The 17,251-nt window shown below is 35.6% G+C and carries 13 protein-coding genes and 1 pseudogene; 5 read left to right on the top strand and 9 right to left on the bottom strand.

Annotated elements, in window-relative coordinates; translation table 11 throughout:
- The 3 genes from ACTF48_RS09385 to ACTF48_RS09375 all read right to left on the bottom strand — a co-directional run.
- Nucleotides 1–1,081: aminotransferase class I/II-fold pyridoxal phosphate-dependent enzyme (locus ACTF48_RS09385; RefSeq protein WP_438962894.1), on the bottom strand; the 1,081-nt coding region annotated here is incomplete at its 3' end.
- Between the two features lie 207 nt (nt 1,082–1,288).
- Complete coding sequence (locus ACTF48_RS09380; RefSeq protein WP_438962893.1) at nt 1,289–2,329, bottom strand: PLP-dependent cysteine synthase family protein; 1,041 nt, start codon at nt 2,327–2,329, stop codon at nt 1,289–1,291.
- Nucleotides 2,330–2,395: 66 nt separating this feature from the next.
- Nucleotides 2,396–4,453 (bottom strand): S9 family peptidase, encoded by a 2,058-nt coding sequence (locus ACTF48_RS09375; protein WP_438962895.1) that lies wholly within the window; start codon nt 4,451–4,453, stop codon nt 2,396–2,398.
- 110 nt (nt 4,454–4,563) lie between these two features.
- Between ACTF48_RS09375 and ACTF48_RS09370 the strand changes: the two genes are divergently transcribed.
- A complete protein-coding gene (locus ACTF48_RS09370) occupies nt 4,564–4,887 on the top strand; it encodes a YbaB/EbfC family nucleoid-associated protein (RefSeq protein WP_438962892.1) in 324 nt (107 codons plus the stop codon).
- Between the two features lie 205 nt (nt 4,888–5,092).
- On the opposite strand, the gene ACTF48_RS09365 is transcribed toward ACTF48_RS09370, so the two are convergent.
- On the bottom strand, nt 5,093–6,109 hold the full coding sequence (locus ACTF48_RS09365; protein ID WP_438962891.1) for a threonine aldolase family protein: 1,017 nt from the start codon (nt 6,107–6,109) through the stop codon (nt 5,093–5,095).
- Nucleotides 6,110–6,259: 150 nt separating this feature from the next.
- Between ACTF48_RS09365 and prfB the strand changes: the two genes are divergently transcribed.
- Entirely contained in the window at nt 6,260–7,366 is a 1,107-nt protein-coding gene (gene prfB / locus ACTF48_RS09360; RefSeq protein ID WP_438962890.1) for a peptide chain release factor 2, read from the top strand.
- A gap of 147 nt (nt 7,367–7,513) precedes the next feature.
- Nucleotides 7,514–10,006, top strand: coding sequence for an outer membrane beta-barrel protein (locus ACTF48_RS09355; protein WP_438962889.1), 2,493 nt, complete (start codon nt 7,514–7,516; stop codon nt 10,004–10,006).
- 81 nt (nt 10,007–10,087) lie between these two features.
- On the opposite strand, the gene ACTF48_RS09350 is transcribed toward ACTF48_RS09355, so the two are convergent.
- The 5 genes from ACTF48_RS09350 to ACTF48_RS09330 all read right to left on the bottom strand — a co-directional run bounded on the left by ACTF48_RS09350 (nt 10,088) and on the right by ACTF48_RS09330 (nt 16,153).
- On the bottom strand, nt 10,088–10,483 hold the full coding sequence (locus tag ACTF48_RS09350) for a protease complex subunit PrcB family protein (protein WP_438962888.1): 396 nt from the start codon (nt 10,481–10,483) through the stop codon (nt 10,088–10,090).
- A gap of 25 nt (nt 10,484–10,508) precedes the next feature.
- Complete coding sequence (gene bshA / locus ACTF48_RS09345) at nt 10,509–11,645, bottom strand: N-acetyl-alpha-D-glucosaminyl L-malate synthase BshA (protein WP_438962887.1); 1,137 nt, start codon at nt 11,643–11,645, stop codon at nt 10,509–10,511.
- A 27-nt stretch (nt 11,646–11,672) separates the two neighbouring features.
- Entirely contained in the window at nt 11,673–14,609 is a 2,937-nt protein-coding gene (locus tag ACTF48_RS09340; RefSeq protein ID WP_438962886.1) for a glycoside hydrolase family 3 N-terminal domain-containing protein, read from the bottom strand.
- Between the two features lie 126 nt (nt 14,610–14,735).
- Complete coding sequence (locus tag ACTF48_RS09335) at nt 14,736–15,218, bottom strand: ABC transporter ATPase (RefSeq protein ID WP_438962885.1); 483 nt, start codon at nt 15,216–15,218, stop codon at nt 14,736–14,738.
- Nucleotides 15,219–15,721: 503 nt separating this feature from the next.
- Complete coding sequence (locus ACTF48_RS09330) at nt 15,722–16,153, bottom strand: winged helix-turn-helix transcriptional regulator (RefSeq protein ID WP_438962884.1); 432 nt, start codon at nt 16,151–16,153, stop codon at nt 15,722–15,724.
- Nucleotides 16,154–16,232: 79 nt separating this feature from the next.
- Here ACTF48_RS09330 and ACTF48_RS09325 point away from each other — a divergent pair, with 79 nt between their 5' ends.
- Together ACTF48_RS09325 and ACTF48_RS09320 are read left to right on the top strand one after the other, a co-directional pair.
- Nucleotides 16,233–17,009, top strand: coding sequence for an SDR family oxidoreductase (locus tag ACTF48_RS09325; RefSeq protein WP_438962883.1), 777 nt, complete (start codon nt 16,233–16,235; stop codon nt 17,007–17,009).
- Nucleotides 17,006–17,251 (top strand): annotated as a pseudogene (locus ACTF48_RS09320) (anthrone oxygenase family protein); the annotation flags it as partial. The gene ACTF48_RS09325 and the pseudogene ACTF48_RS09320, both read left to right, overlap by 4 nt.

Genomic DNA, 17,251 nt, shown 5'->3' with positions numbered 1-17,251 from the left:
TACTACAAAAGATACCGAAATTCTCTCTCAAATCTTTAACAAGTGCCATGGCTTCAGGAATACTACCTTTAAGATATACCGGCGTTACACAAGATTGAGTAGTTCCTATATCAAAACCACGTTCCTTTAATCCATTTTGAAGAGCATTTACGTTTTCCCAAAGCTTTTCTTTAAGTTCAGGCATGGTACGTAACATGTCCAGTCTCTTTAATGCTCCTTTAACTAGTTGCATTTGTAGAGACTTTGCAAACATTTGTGATCGTAAATTATATTTTAAGTAATCTATAATTTCCTTATCGGCCGCTATAAATGCTCCTGTACTAGCGAGAGACTTTGCAAAGGTTGCAAAATAAACGTCTATATCATCCTGCACACCTTGCTCCTCACCTGCTCCTGCACCAGTTTTACCTAGGGTTCCAAAACCATGCGCATCATCTACAAAAAGACGGAAGTTATATTTTTTCTTTAAAGCTACTATCTCTTTTAATCTACCTTGCTCACCACGCATCCCAAAAACACCTTCAGAAATAACTAAGATTCCTCCACCAGTTTGTTCAGCAATTTTAGTGGCACGCTGCAAGTTTTTTTCGATACTTTCTATATCGTTGTGTTTATAAGTAAAGCGCTTACCGTGGTGTAATCTCACACCATCTATAATACACGCATGTGCATCTACATCATAAACAATTACATCATCTTTAGACACTAGAGCATCTACAGTTGAGACCATTCCCTGGTACCCAAAATTCAATAGATAAGCAGCTTCTTTATGTACAAAAGCGGCAAGTTCATTTTGTAATTGCTCGTGTAAATCAGTATGACCACTCATCATGCGCGCTCCCATAGGGTAAGCACTACCATACTCTGCTCCAGCCTCAGCATCTATTTTACGCACTTCAGGATGATTTGCAAGTCCTAGATAGTCATTCACACTCCAGGTAATTACTTCTCTTCCATTAAAGCGCATGCGGTTAGAAATAGGACCTTCAAGTTTAGGGAACACAAAGTAACCTTCAGCTACTGATGCCCATTTTCCTAATGGCCCTTTATCCTTGTATATTTTATCAAATAAATCTTTCATAAGAATATTTTATATCGTGCAAAGATACAATTATCATCAGTAAATAGCCAATCGTTATGCAAGCATAATAGACAGCTCTATAAAAACAAAAGCCTGATTTACAAGCGTTTAACAAATTTTAGTAATTACGCTTTCGCGAAAGCGTGTAAAAAAACCGCTATTTCACTAAGAAACAGCGGTTTAAATAATGTTAAATATTTGTAGAATCTACTTGATGAATTCAATATGTTGTTCTGCCGCCGTAGATTTTGAATCAAAAAAGCCTTGATCCTGCATCCACTGGTCATTATATATTTTACTCATATAACGTGATCCGTGATCTGGGAAAATGACAACAACTTTTGAATTTTCATCAAAACGTCCTTCGGCATCTAATAGTTTAACGGCCTGCATAGCTGCACCACTGGTGTAACCTACAAAAAGTCCTTCAGTTTGGGAAACTTTGCGTGCCATGTGAGCCGCATCTTCATCTTTAACCTTCACAAAGTAATCTATACTGTCAAAGTCTGTTGCCGTAGGTATTAGATTTTTACCTAGTCCTTCAATACGGTATGGATAAATCTCTTCAGAGTCAAATTCTTGAGTTTCGTGATATTTTTTGAGAACACTTCCATAAGCGTCAACACCTAATATTTGGATATCAGGATTTTGCTCTTTTAAATATCGTGCGGTTCCAGAGATTGTTCCACCAGTACCACTACACGCGACTAAGTGCGTGATTTTACCTCCAGTTTGTTCCCATATCTCAGGACCAGTACTTTTATAATGTGCCTCTATGTTCAACTCATTAAAATACTGGTTGATATAAATGCTGTTTTTAATTTCTTCGTGAAGTCGTTTTGCTACTTGATAGTAACTGCGAGGATCATCTGCGCTTACATTTGCAGGACATACATAAACCTTTGCGCCCATAGACTTGAGCATGTCTATTTTATCTGCACTGGATTTAGAGCTTACTGCAAGTATACAATCATAACCTTTAATACGGCTCACCATAGCTATACTAAAACCTGTATTACCAGATGTAGTTTCTATAATAGTATCACCTGGTTTAAGAATGCCTTTGCGCTCTGCTTCTTCAATAATATGTAGTGCTATTCTATCTTTAGAGGAATGCCCTGGATTAAAGGCCTCTACCTTTGCATAGAATTCTCCCGTAAATTGAGCTGTTGTAGTGCTTAGTTTTATAAGTGGTGTTTCACCTATAAGTTCTAACACATTATCATAAGCTTTTATGTCTTTATTCATAAATAGAGTTTAATTTCTGAAAACACAGATCGTTCCAAAAACTTGGCAAATTTACATAAAATTTTGCTAGCTTTTAATTTGTTCTAAGTCTAACAGGAAAGCATAATCTATAGCTACTTCTTTCAAAGCGTCATATCTTCCTGATGCTCCGCTATGACCACTACTCATATCTGTTTTAAATAATAATAAATTATTGTTTGTTTTAAGTTCTCTTAACTTTGCAACCCATTTTGCAGGTTCCCAGTATTGAACTTGAGAATCGTGATAACCTGTTGTTACTAAAACATTAGGATAATCTTGTTCCTTTACTTGATCATATGGTGAATAACTCAACATATAATCGTAACTATCTTTTATATTAGGATTTCCCCATTCATCATACTCTCCAGTAGTTAATGGAATGGAATCATCTAGCATGGTACTCACCACATCTACAAATGGTACGGCGCTCAGAATTCCATTATATAAATGCGGTGCCATATTCATTACAGCTCCCATTAATAAACCACCAGCAGATCCACCGCTGGCATATAAATGCTGTGCTGTGGTATAACCTTCATGTATTAAGTATTCACTACAGGCTATAAAATCTGTAAAAGTGTTACGCTTATTAAACATTTTACCATCTTCATACCATGACCTACCTAGGTATTCACTACCCCTTACGTGAGCAATAGCATAAATAAATCCACGATCTAATAAACTTAATCTTGAAATAGAAAAGTAAGGATCTATAGTAGACCCATAACTTCCATAACCATATTGAAGTAACGGGTTTCCTGTTTCTTTCTTTAGATCTGTTTTATAAACTAAACTAATGGGAACTTTTTTACCATCTTCGGCAGTTGCCCATACTCTTTCTGAGGTATAATCTTCTGGATTAAAGTTTTCATCTTGAACTTTTTGAACTTTTAAGATTACTTCATCTCTAGTATCCATGTCAAACTCGATTACTGTTGGCGGTGTAGTAAGAGCGTTGTATTGATATCTTAATTTAACAGTATCAAAATCAAGGTTTCCACCGGTATATGCGGTATAGGTTTCATTATCAAAGGGTAGAAAATAATCTACTGTATCATCCCAAGCTTTTATACGTATGCGGTTAAGACCATTAAAACGATCTGAAATCACTAAGTACTTTTTAAAAATTTCAAAATCCTCAACTAAAACATTTGGATCGTGCGGTATGACATCTACCCAATTTTCCATCTCTGGTGTTTGGATATCAGTCTTCATAACTTTAAAATTAGTCGCACCATCTTTATTAGTCATGATATAGAAATGAGCACCATAGTGTAACACACTATACTCTAGCCCATCAGTTCTAGGTTGCACTATAGTAAAGAGACTATCAGGCTCAGTTGCTTTAATATATCTTACTTCATCTGTTAAAGTTGACGAAGATTTTATCATGATATAGGCTTGTGATTTTGATTTATAGATGTAGCAATTATAGATTTCATCTTCTTCTTCATAAATCAACGTGGATGATTCAGCAGGTTCGCCTAACCTGTATTTAAATATTTTATTTGCTCTTAATGTTTGTTCATCTTTCCTAACAAAAAAAACGGTTTTACAATCTGCGGCCCAAACGGCTCCACCAGTAGTAAGTTTAATAGATTCTGTAAGGATTTCTTCTGTTTCTAAGTTTTTAAAATAAATAGTGTATTGCCTTCTACCCTTAGTATCTACACCATAAGAAATCATTTTATTATCTGGAGAGACACTCATTCCTGTTATTTGATAAAACTCATGATCTGTAGCCATTTTATTTACGTCAAATAATAATTCCTCTGGAGCCTCCATAGTGCCTTTTTTACGATAATAAAAAGGGTAACTCATTCCCTTTTTCATCTTCGTATAATACCAGTAGCCGTTCCATAAATAAGGAACAGACTCATCATCTTCATTAATGCGGCTTTTTATTTCTTCAAAAAGGTTCTCCTTTAACTGGTTAGTATGAGATGTCATGCTCTCATAATAATCGTTTTCTTTATGGAGGTAATCTATTACTTCTGGAGCATCTCTTTGAGTCATCCAGTGATACTGATCTATGCGCTGGTGACCATGAGCATCGTGAATATGTGCAATCTTTTTTGCAACAGGAGCTTGTGCTTGTAACATTTTCATTTGGGTATTTTAAAAAACCGCTGCAAGATATAAAAGAGGTAAGTTATGTGTCTATATTTTATCGGTTGTTATAATTTTGTTGCCAACAATTAAAATTAGAAATTATGTTTGGAGATATGATGGGAATGATGGGTAAACTCAAAGAGACTCAGCAAAAAGTAGAAGACACTAAAAAACGAATGGATACCGTTCTTATAGATGAGCAATCCAGTGATGGTTTAATCAAGGTATCTGTAACTGCCAGTAGGAACATTAAAAGCATATCTATAGATGATTCTTTGCTCAATGACCAAGAACAACTAGAAGATTATCTAATTATTACACTTAACAAAGCACTCCATAAAGCTGAAAATATTTATGAAACTGAAATTGCAGCCGTAGCAAAAGATGGAATGCCTAGTATTCCTGGAATGGATATGTTTAAGTAGTTCTGTGAATTATGAGCTTTTGGAATAGAATTCATTTTTCTATTACTCATAAATTGTCTTGATCTCAAAAATCAGAGTAAAAAGCTCGGTTTACTTAAACATAAGTTCCTGTATAAATTACTCTTTATGCTAAGTAATTGATTTAAACAACTTAAGACAGCTATAACATATACACTATACGATCAATAACACAACACATATTACCCTATAACGCCTTAAACGCTCTTAAAATATCCAGCATTTGCTCATGTAAAACATCATTATAATCATAATGAGTAACTAGTCGTAGTTTTCCCTGCCCCATATCACTAAAGATCACTCCATTTTTGGTAAGATATTCTTTAAATAACTGCTCCTTAGTAACTTCAAAGATGATGATATTAGTCTCTACAGGATCTACCTTATGAACTATGGACATAGTCTGTAACATTGCCGCTAGTTCTTGAGCTTTTTTATGATCTTCTTTTAAGAACTCTTTATGATGATCCATAGCATGTAAAGCAGCAGCAGCCATAAAACCTACTTGACGCATTCCACCACCTAGTATTTTACGCACTCGTATCGCGTTTTCCATTAACTCGTTATTACCTGCTAGAACAGTACCTAGTGGTGCGCCCATACCTTTAGACATACATATAGAAACAGTGTCAAAAATCTCCCCATATTCTTTAGGGTTCTGTCCAGTCGCCACAAGTGCGTTCCATAATCGCGCTCCATCTAGATGTAATCCTAGACCATGCTTATCTGTAATCTTTTTAATTTCTTTAAAAGTGTCTATAGAATAGCAAGCTCCACCACCTTTATTTGTGGTATTTTCTAGACAAACTAAACTCGTTAAAGGACTGTGATAAAAGTCTGGCGGATTAATATTTTCTTCAACCTGTTGTGCCGTAATCATTCCACGATGACCATCTACCAGCTTACAAGAAACACCACTATTAAAAGAAACGCCACCACCTTCATAGTTATAGACATGGGCATACTTATCACAAATCAACTGTTCACCAGGCTTAGTGTGTAGTTTTATGGCAGCCTGATTTGCCATAGTACCCGTTGGAAAAAATAATGCTTGATCCATTCCCAGCATATCTGCTATACGATGTTCTAGTTCAAGAACCGTTGGATCCTCCTTGTAAACATCATCACCTACCTGTGCTTTCATTATGGCCTGCATCATAGCAGGAGTAGGTTTAGTAACGGTATCACTTCTTAAATCTATCATAGTTGTTAGTTTACGCTTTCGCGAAAGCGTGATAAAAATAATCACAACCTTATATACTATCCTAACCTATAATGACATTTATAGCATCACTCCAGTTGCCATGATGACAGATAATAATCTTACTTTTGTGTTCTAAACCATAATCATTTTATGATCACCACAGATCATCTCAAATCACTTCAAGAAAGAGTTATTGCCCTAAAGGAATACCTTCAAATCGAGGCAAAACAAATCGAAATTACGAATCTCGAAGAAAAAACCTTTTCACCAGATTTTTGGAACGACGCAAAGGCTGCAGAGCTAGTTATGAAAGAGTTGCGTAATAAAAAGCAGTGGATTACAGACTATAAAACCGCAACTACACTCTTAGAAGATTCAGAGGTGCTTTATGAGTTTTTTAAAGAAAATGAAGCCACTGAAGATGATGTTATGGCTAAATATAATGCAGCCCTAGAAATCACTGAAAAACTAGAGTTTAAAAACATGCTCTCTAATGAAGGTGATGATATGAGTGCTGTACTACAAATCACTGCTGGTGCTGGTGGTACTGAGTCCTGTGACTGGGCAGAGATGCTCATGAGAATGTACATGATGTGGGCAGAAAAGAGTGGTTATAAAGTTAAAGAACTGAATTTTCAAGCTGGTGATGTGGCAGGTATAAAAACTGTAACGCTAGAAATAGAAGGTGATTATAGTTTTGGTTGGTTAAAAGGAGAAAATGGAGTTCACAGACTAGTGCGTATTTCTCCATTTGATTCAAATGCAAAACGTCATACCTCTTTTGCATCAGTATACGTTTATCCACTTGCAGATGATACGATAGAAATAGACATCAACCCAGCAGATATTAAATGGGATTTTGCCAGATCAAGTGGTGCTGGTGGACAGAACGTGAATAAAGTAGAAACTAAGGCTATTTTAACACACCATCCATCTGGAATCGTCATTCATAATTCTGAAACTAGATCACAACTAGAAAATCGTGAAAAAGCCATGCAAATGCTCAAGTCCCAACTCTTTGAAATCGAGTTGCAAAAACGTAATGCCGCACGAGATGAAATAGAATCAGGAAAAATGAAAATAGAATGGGGTTCTCAAATACGTAACTATGTCATGCATCCTTATAAACTTGTAAAAGATGTAAGAACCGCCCATGAAACTGGTAATGTAGACGCGGTAATGAATGGTGATATAGATGCTTTTCTAAAAGCCTTCTTAATGGAAGATGGTAAAGAAGTCGCTAGTGATGAACTATAAATTCATAGGTAATAAAAGTAACTAGTAACCCTCTTCATCTTAAGACCATCTAAAAGGCTAGGTTATGTTAAGTTAACTTAACTTTAGTATTAGAAGGTTAAACCGTCTAATAGATTTGCAGTCCAAGTAGGAACTGAACAAACTTCTATGAAATTATTTTACTTAATTCTGAGCTTTTTAATAGCTCCCTTTTTTCTTTATGCCCAATCACAGGATCAACAGAAAAAAATTACCATTACTGGAAAATTAATAGATCAGAGCACTAAAACGCCTCTTGAATTTGCAACCGTATCAATAGTTAATGTAAATCCAGGATCTGTTCCTACTGGTGGAATTACAGACGTAGATGGAAATTATTCTATAACTGTTACTCCAGGTACGTATAACATAAAATGGGAATACATCACCTTTAAAACCTTAGAAAAAAAGAATCAAGTTTTAATGAGCGATAAGGATTACGGTAGTATAGAATTAGAGATAGATGTAGCAGAACTCGATGCAGCAATCGTAATAGCCGAAAAGACTACTGTAGATATACGACTAGACAAGAAAATATATAACATAGGTAAAGACCTTACCGTACGTGGTGGATCTGCCAGTGATGTACTGGATAATGTACCATCAGTATCTGTAGATGTAGAAGGTAATGTAGCATTAAGAGGAAATGATAATGCCACCATTTTTATAGATGGAAGACCAAGTGCACTAGTAGGAATAGATGGAGCCGATGCGTTAAGACAGATTCCTGCCGAAGCTATAGTAAAAATAGAGGTAATTACTTCTCCAAGTGCAAGGTATGATGCAGAAGGTACAGCGGGAATTCTAAATATCATTTTACGTAAAAAATCTTTAACAGGTTTCAATGGTAATTTACAACTAGAATCTGGTATCCCAGAACGTCTAGGTTTATCATTTAATGGTAATTTCAGAAAAAATAAGTGGAATTTATTCACAAATACAGGCTGGAGATACCGTACTACGCCAGGTAATGCTAGCTCTGACACAGAATTCAATTCTCCCGATGCACAAAATAAATTTGTAAATGAACGAAGAGAGTTTGACAGATTGGGGCGCAGTTTATTTACAAGTTTAGGTGCCCAATATGATATAAATAAGAAAAGTAATATTATCGCAAACGCTGTCTTTAGGTACGGAAATGATGATGATCTAACGACAAACACTATCGACAGGTTTGATGAAAACCTCAATTTAAATGAAGCGACCAAAAGAATAGAAGCCGAAGCTGAAAATGAGGACGATGTTCAATTCACCTTAGATTATAAAAATGATATCGATGATAACGGTCAGAAACTTACAGCAAGTATTCAATACGGTTTTGAAATAGAAGAAGAACTGGCAAATATTACAGAGACTGAAACCACTACAAACACACTTAATGACCTAGAATTCAGTGACCAAGATACTGACGAGCGTAATGCGCTAGTGCAAGTAGATTATGAATTACCTATAGGCGATAACATTAATTGGGAAGCTGGTTATCGCGGTAATTACAGAGGTATTACTACCTCATTTTTTCTAGCTGAACGTGATTTTGAAACAACGAACATAACGCTCATTCCTGACACAGGACTTAATAACACCTTTAACTATGAAGAGGTTGTTCATGCTACTTATGTTCAATACGGCCGTAAAATGAATAAATTTTCATTCCTCACTGGATTGAGATATGAATATACAGATGTAAATATTTTTCAAGCAACAACCAATGATGCTGCTCATAAAAATTACCATAGCCTTTTCCCTACTTTAAATATGAGTTTTGAAATTAAGAAAGGTGAAAACATTACCCTAGGGTACAATCGTAGAATAAGAAGACCTCGCGGTAGATTTCTAAACCCATTTCCAAGCCGTAGTAGTGAATCAAATATTTTTCAAGGTAATGTAGACCTCGATCCTACCTTTACTAATAGTATAGAATTAGGTTATATTAAAAAGTGGTCTAAGTTTACCTTAAGTACCGCTGCTTATATGAATTTAAGTGACGATAACTGGGAAAGAATCCAGGAAGTAGTCGTAGATGAAAATAACAACCCTATTTTAACTGATAACGGAGATCCCATAATACGCCGTTTCCCAGTGAATCTATCTAAGCAACGTAGATTAGGATATGAACTAACACTTTCATACAGGCCATTCAAATGGTGGACTATTAATAGTGATTTCAATATCTTTAATGTAGATACTGATGGTGCGACTGAAAGTCAGGATTTCACTTTTAACAACACGACTTATTTTGCTAGATTGAATCAAAAAATCACGTTACCCTCTAAAATTGATTTTCAAGCACGATTAAATTATCGAGGTGCCAGTGAAAATGCTCAAGGTACTAATGATGGAATTGCAACTCTTAATCTAGCTGCTAGTAGAGATATTTTTGGAGAAGATGCTACCATTACTGCAAGTATAAGTGATGTTTTTAATAGCCGTCGTAGAGAAAGTACCACTAGAGGACAAGATATTTTACTAGATGGTGCACTCACTCCAAGTTTTATCTCTGACAGTGCCTTTCAATGGAGAGAACGACAGTTGATAGTCACTTTTGTTTACCGCTTTAATCAACAAAAACAAAATGAGCGATCTGGTCGTGATGGCGGCGGCGATGGTGAATTTGATGGTTAAACTGGACTCGATCTATAATGGTAAATTTGTTCTAGATATTAAAGTTATAGTAACCCACGTATTGACCTAAAAAACAAATTCTTAAAAAGTAGCCGTTATTTTTTTATCCTCATGAGTCACTTTAATAATTTTAAATGATGAAGTCACACTCATTGTTACCATCTTACCTTGCGGACTTTTTAAATCAAAAAGAAATCTTTTTTCAACTTTCTTATCCTCTACCTCAGTAATTGCTATATGATAACCTCCTGTGGGTTTCTGACCTGCATAAGCAAATATTAAAACTTCTTCTTTAAAATCAACTTCAGGAATGGTGAGGCCTGGCTTGCGTGTACTATTAATTTGAGCATAAAGCCCTTCCATTTGTTCCTGAGATGATACAACTATAACTTCCATTTTTTCATGGTTACTATTACTTCCTTCATGAATTAATTCATAGTATGATTGTATCCCAAAAGCTTTTTCTGGAGCGTTCATCTTTTTTCCTTTACAGTTTATAAAACTAATAGTTAGGACTATTAAGAAGCACTTTGTTATATAAGTTTTCATATAATGGAATTATATTTTGAATGTCAAATTGTTTTGCTTTCGCGAAAGCGTTATTCTTAAATTCTAGCAAGCGGTGATCATCTTCTAAGATATGAATTGCTTGTGCCGCCATTTGATCCACGTCACCTACTTCACTGGTAAAGCCAGTTACACCATTTTCATTAACTTCTGGTATGCCGCCAGTATTTGAAGAAATTACGGGTGTATTATTTGCCATAGCTTCTAGTGCTGCTAGTCCAAAACTCTCTTTCTCTGAAGGTAATAAAAACAAATCCGAAAAACAAAGTATACGATCTATCTCTGTGCTATTCCCTACCCATTTAATTTTAAGCTGGAGATTCTTAGACTTTGCATATTCCTCTGCCTCAAAGCGTTCTGGACCATCACCTACCATTATTAAAATGGCTGGAATTTTTTCTTGCACCTTTTCAAAAATCTTAACGACATCCATGATTCGTTTAACGGGTCTCATGTTACTTACGTGAGTAATAATGCGCTCCTTAGGAAACGCCATAACAGAACGGTCACAATCTTTAAATTCTGTTTTATAGTGAGACATATCTATAAAATTGGGAACCACATCGATCTCTTTGTGAATATCAAATAACTCTAAAGTATCTCTCTTTAAACTAGCAGATACTGAGGTAACTACATCACTATTATTAATACTAAAAGTAACACTAGGTTTATATACAGGATGATTCCCCACCAGAGTAATATCTGTTCCATGCAGCGTTGTAACCATAGGTAATTGAATTCCTAAATCTTTAAGCATTAGCTGCGCCATATAACCGGCATAAGCATGTGGAATTGCATAATGTACGTGTAATAAATCTATACCATATTCTTGAACCACATTTACCAGTTTACTAGAAAGTGCCAAATCATAAGGCTGGTAGTGAAACAATGGATACTCTTCTACATTTACTTCATGAAAGTAGATGTTTTTTGCCAGTAACTCGAGTCTCACGGGTTGCTTATAAGTCACAAAGTGAATCTCGTGATTTCTTTGAGCCAGTGCTGTACCCAGCATAGTCGCTACTACTCCACTACCACCAAAGGTAGGATAACAAACGATTGCTATTTTCATGAATCTTTTTTAGAATAGAGTTTAAATTTAATCAATTATGGCGTCATAAATGATTTGCTGAATGTTAGTTCTTATATTCTCAGATATAAGGAACATATTATCAGCACTTGGAAAAATACGATTAGTAAGAAATACATAAACAATTTCGGTATCTGGGTCTGCCCACGTGTAAGCACCTGTAAAACCACTATGACCAAAACTGGTCATACTCACACAGCCACAGGTAGGACCTACCTCATCCAGCTGTGGTTTATCAAAACCTACTCCACGACGTACTTCTTGATCACAATAGTAACAGGTGTTAAACTTTAATATAGTCGCTGGTTTAAAGTACTCCACACCACCATAAGAGCCGTTTTGCATATACATTTGCATCATTTTTGCGACATCATTTGCATTTGAAAACAAGCCAGCGTGACCACCTATTCCGCCTTGCATAGCAGCTCCTTGATCGTGTACATAACCATGTATTAACTGACTTCTAAAGATCATATCACGCTCCGTAGGTACAATTTTACTTTTATCAAAACGCTGTAATGGCAAGTACCCCATGTGATCCATACCTATACGTTTATAAAAATGATTTGTAGTTAATTCATGTAAAGTCTTATTAGAGCGATCCTCTAGATATTTTTTGAGGATATAATAAGGTAGGTCGCTGTATTTATATTTTTGTTCTGCCAGAAGTTCACTGTTTGCAATACGGTTAAAAATTGTGTCTTGAGCAATTTTATTTGTAAAAAGACCATTTGCAACTTCTATGTTATAATTACTAGATTTAGTTTTACGATAGTACTTAGGCATAGGACTACCAGTAATACTATCTAAGGTATATTTATAAAACGGAATCCAAGCCGGTAATCTCGCATAATGGGATAGCATGGATTTTAAAGTGATATCCTTTTTATTAGAGCTAGAGATCTCTGGGATTAAAGACCCTAGAGAATCTTCTAAATCTATGACACCATGTTCTTCAAGCTCCATAACCAGCGGTAAAGTCCCCATAATTTTAGTGAGCGATGCGATATCATAAACATCTTTATCTTGAACAGGTCGTTTTTTTTCATAAGTATGATACCCAAAATTCTTCTGGTAAACCACTTTTCCTCTGCGAGCGACTAAAATTTGCATTCCTGGAGCTCCTAAATTTTTTATAGTATGTCTAGCGACACTGTCTATTTTAGAGAGTTTATAACGATCTAAACCTACACTTGATGGTGTGTTTCCATAAGCTAGACGTTGTATATCCGGAGTATCGACACCATCATTTAGTTTAAAATGATCTCCTGCACTCACGGGTAATCTCCCGACTGCTGGCCTCGCTCCAAAAATAATTTGAGCGCTTACTTGCTGGCTCCATTCGCTATTTTGATAACTCATGACGATAGCTTCAAAATTCTCTACCGTTTTTAACTGTGCTAGCATATAAGGTCTAACAAAAGCGTCAAAAATCACATGATGTTCACGGGCTATTTCATAAAGCCATGTCAACTGTGTAGAATTTATTTGATAACCTTTCCACGGCGAGTCGTTACTGCGATGCAAGCCTACAATCACCGTATTATAGGTCTCTAATTTTTTAAGTAATCCATCCAGTTTATCGGCTTTTATTTGTGTTACAGTGGTATACTTATTTAACTCTTTAAGAAATACCGCACCACTATCATCGCCCAGCTCTACATAAGCAATCTTTTTAAGCTCGAGATTTTTAAGAGGCAAAATAGAATCTTGATTTTTTAATACCGTAACAGCTTGAGATATTGCTTTTTCATAAACTACATCATCACTTTCAGTATTCAAATCTGCTATTAAATTAAAAGTATTTATAGGACTATATTTATGTAGTCCAGAGGCATATTTTGCTTTTAAAATCTTTTTTACAGAGTGTTCTATACGTTCATCAGTGATATCACCCTGCGTCCATGCTGCTATAATTTTATCAACTGCTTTAGGTATATTTTCTGAAATTAACAGCACATCATTTCCAGCTTTAAAGGCTTGTAAATCTATTTCTCCAGGCTCACTAAAATTAGAAGCGCCTTTCATGTTTAAGGCGTCAGTAAAAATGAGACCTTTAAAACCCATTCTGGTTTTTAATAAATCGGTCACTACATTCTCGCTGATACTTGTGGGATAGCCAGCTCGTGGTTCTAAACTAGGTATATTGAGATGAGCTACCATGACACTAGCCATTCCTTCTTTAAATAGTTTGCGATAGGGATACAACTCCACACTATCTATACGTTCTGCACTAAAATCTACGGTAGGTAATGTTTTATGACTGTCTTGATCTGTGTCTCCATGACCAGGAAAATGTTTTGCACAAGCCAGTGTTCCCGTACTTTGCATTCCTTTCATAAAGGCTTGTGACTTCTCTGTCACATTATACATATCTTCTCCAAAACTGCGATTCCCGATAATAGGATTATCTGGATTAGTATTTATGTCTACATCTGGTGCAAAGTTGATGTGTACACCTAGTCTCTTACAATGTCTCCCTATGCGGCGACCTACATCATAACTAGATTTTGTTCCTGGAGTTGCGCCCAGCGTCATGTTCCATGGAAATGCATAAGTACTGTCCAGTCGCATGGAAAGTCCCCATTCTGCATCCATAGCTATGAGCATAGGCGTTTTTGATTTTCCTTGTAGTTCGTTAGTCAAATGCGCTTGCTGTAACGGTCCTCCTTTAGAGAAGATAATACCACCTATTTTGTGCTCAGTCACTAATTTTCTAACCGCATCTACATGAGCTTTTCCTTTGTTAGAAAACAGATCCACCATAAATAACTGTCCTACTTTCTCGCGATTGTCCAAACTGTTATAAACACTATCCACCCATTTCATTTGAGCAATAGAATCATTAGTGATTAACGGGTCATGTGAGGAGAATTGTGCTTGTGAGGTAAACGCTTTCGCGAAAGCGAATATCAAAAATAACACTCGTAAAAAGTTCCTATTCATAGTCATTTATAGCTTTTAAGGAATGGAAATCAAGAACCATTCCCAAAGCAACAAGATAGAGACTTAGGAAATGATCTTTAGTTAATAACGTATAAATAATAGCTAACTTTTAAACGGGTTTATCAACTAGAAAAAACGTGCATGCCAGCTCTCACTTGCTGGTACTTCCCAGTGCTCACGGTACTCACCTACGGTAGCTACTAGATTATTAAACACAATGGTATTAGGGGAAACAGAACGGGCTTTGGCCATTTTCTTGAAATCACTCAATTCTTTATGTGCCACATACTGACCGTTTTTATAAGTGACGTTCATCTTATCCATAAGATCTATTCTGAATGACTTTTCAATGGACTGAATAAAACGCACACTGGCGTCTATAGAACAACCGGTAGCACCTGCATGAGTTTGATCTAACCCTATGACTATAAAACGGTTATATGGATATTCCACGCCAGCCTTAAGATCTTTTCCATGAGCCGTCCATTGTTGCAGGAAGTTATCCATTTGAGGTTTGAGCTCATTAAGCTCATCAGTAGTAAAGGGTCTATTAGCCTGGTAAATCCATACTCTTGCGTCTTCTGGTAAGTCTTTAAAATGTGCGTGCATCGTTATTTTTTTTCTTTATTTTTTAATGTAAAATAGTTCATTACTAGAGATAAAACTCCAAATATCAAAAAGGAACCTAGAGCTAATTCCCAATCAAAAGGTTCATTATCAAAAAAATAATTTTTGCCTTCAAGGATTAAGGTAAATAGCAATGCTGCAATAATCGCATGAAGTAATCTCGTTTTAAAAGGTGCTCTATTGGAATCGTTTGCTAGCATAACATACTATTTCTTTGCTTTAATGGAATACGGCATTAGAAAAAACCAAATCACTGACATTCCAATAAAAAAGAAAGCGTAATACCTAAGTCCATAATCTGCCATATCAAAAACGGTGTAAATGATATATGAAAATAAGGTTACAAAAAAGCCATAAAGAACCGATGTGATTAAACGCTGCTTTATAGGAAATGTATTAAAATCAAACATTTTCATGGGTTGTGTTTTACATAACTGGTATTTTCCTTGTTATTCTCTAACTTGGCTGTAATTTGAAAAAAATATTCAACCTAAAGTCTCTCGGACAATTTTACGGTATTTATTTTGAATCGCTACTGTAACTTTTGATTTATCTTGGTTAAATCCTGCCTCAGCTATCGAAAACATTTCTGCGTTTTTACTTCTTAAATTTTTATCGCTCCACAATATTATTTCTGTAATTATTGGAGCTAATTCAATACCTTTTTCTGTTAGTAAATAGATATTTTCTTTTTGATTGTCAGGTAATTTCTGTTTAGTAATTAGCTCGTTTTCTTCCAACCATTTCAAACGAGAAGATAAAATTCCTGGTGCAATTCCTTCAGGCGAAATCGAAAAATCCTTAAATATCTTCTTCCCTTGAAACAACATATCTCTTACAATAAGTAAAGACCATTTATCACCAACAATATCCAATGTCGTTGCGAGCGGACAGCCCGACCTAAATTTTCCCATCATTTTTTACTATTATTTTAGTAGTAATAAAATAGTTTGATTACTTTTGCTACTGATTTAATAGCAAAATTAATATTTTTTAATGAAACAGTCGAAACAAATCGTACTTATAACGGGTGGAAATTCAGGAATTGGATTGGCTCTTGCCAAAAAATTTATGGAAAACGACAATACCGTAATTATAACAGGTCGAAATCTTTCCAAATTACAAGCGGTACAAAAAGACTTGCCAAAAATCCATATTTTCCAAAGTGACGTAACGGATGACGCAGAAGTAAGAATGCTTGTAGATGATATTGACGAAAAATTTGGTGGCATTGATATTCTTATAAATAATGCTGGTATAATGAACTTGGTAAATGCAGGAAACGAAAGCAACGACTTACAACCACAAATGCAAGAAATTGAAATCAATTACAATTCGCCTATTAGACTGTTGCACTACTTTTTACCCCAACTTAAAAAAAGTAAGAATGCAATTTTGGTAAATGTTTCCTCAGGCTTGGCATATGTGCCATTTGCACAAGCACCAGTTTATTCAGGCACAAAATCGGCTTTGCACTTTTGGACCAAAGGAATTAGACCGCAATTGAAGCCACACCATATAAAAGTGGTAGAGCTACTTCCACCAGTTGTAGATACACCATTGGCACAAGGAGCAGATATTGCCCAAGAAGATAACTTAAAACCCATGCCACCCGAAAAATTAGCAGACATTTTTTGGAAAGATTTCATCAAAGGTAAAGAGGAAATAACACCAGGCATTTCCAAACAACTGAAATTAATGAGCCGACTCGCTCCCAACTTTATATTTAAGCAACTGAATAAACAAGCAATCCCCAAAAAAATAAAAGAATGAAAAACACAATCTCGATCATCACTATAATAGCTATTGGTGCTTTTGTAGGAAATATGCTTAATATAGGTTTAAGTCACGCTATGTATTGGCAGTCGCTTGACTCAACAGAATTTATGAAATTCTTTGCCATTGATTTTCCTTTATTGCTTGTTCCAACTGCCGCAACACTTATGCCAGCTTGGTTAGGCAGTCTTTTTGTGTTTTTGAAAAGTGAAAAGAAATCGAAAAGTAGAAAATATTGG

Source organism: Nonlabens sp. (assembly GCF_965660805.1).
Taxonomy (GTDB): Bacteria; Bacteroidota; Bacteroidia; order Flavobacteriales; family Flavobacteriaceae; genus Nonlabens.
Note: the sequence above shows the minus strand (reverse complement) of the source record. Positions and strands in the feature narration are given on the sequence as shown.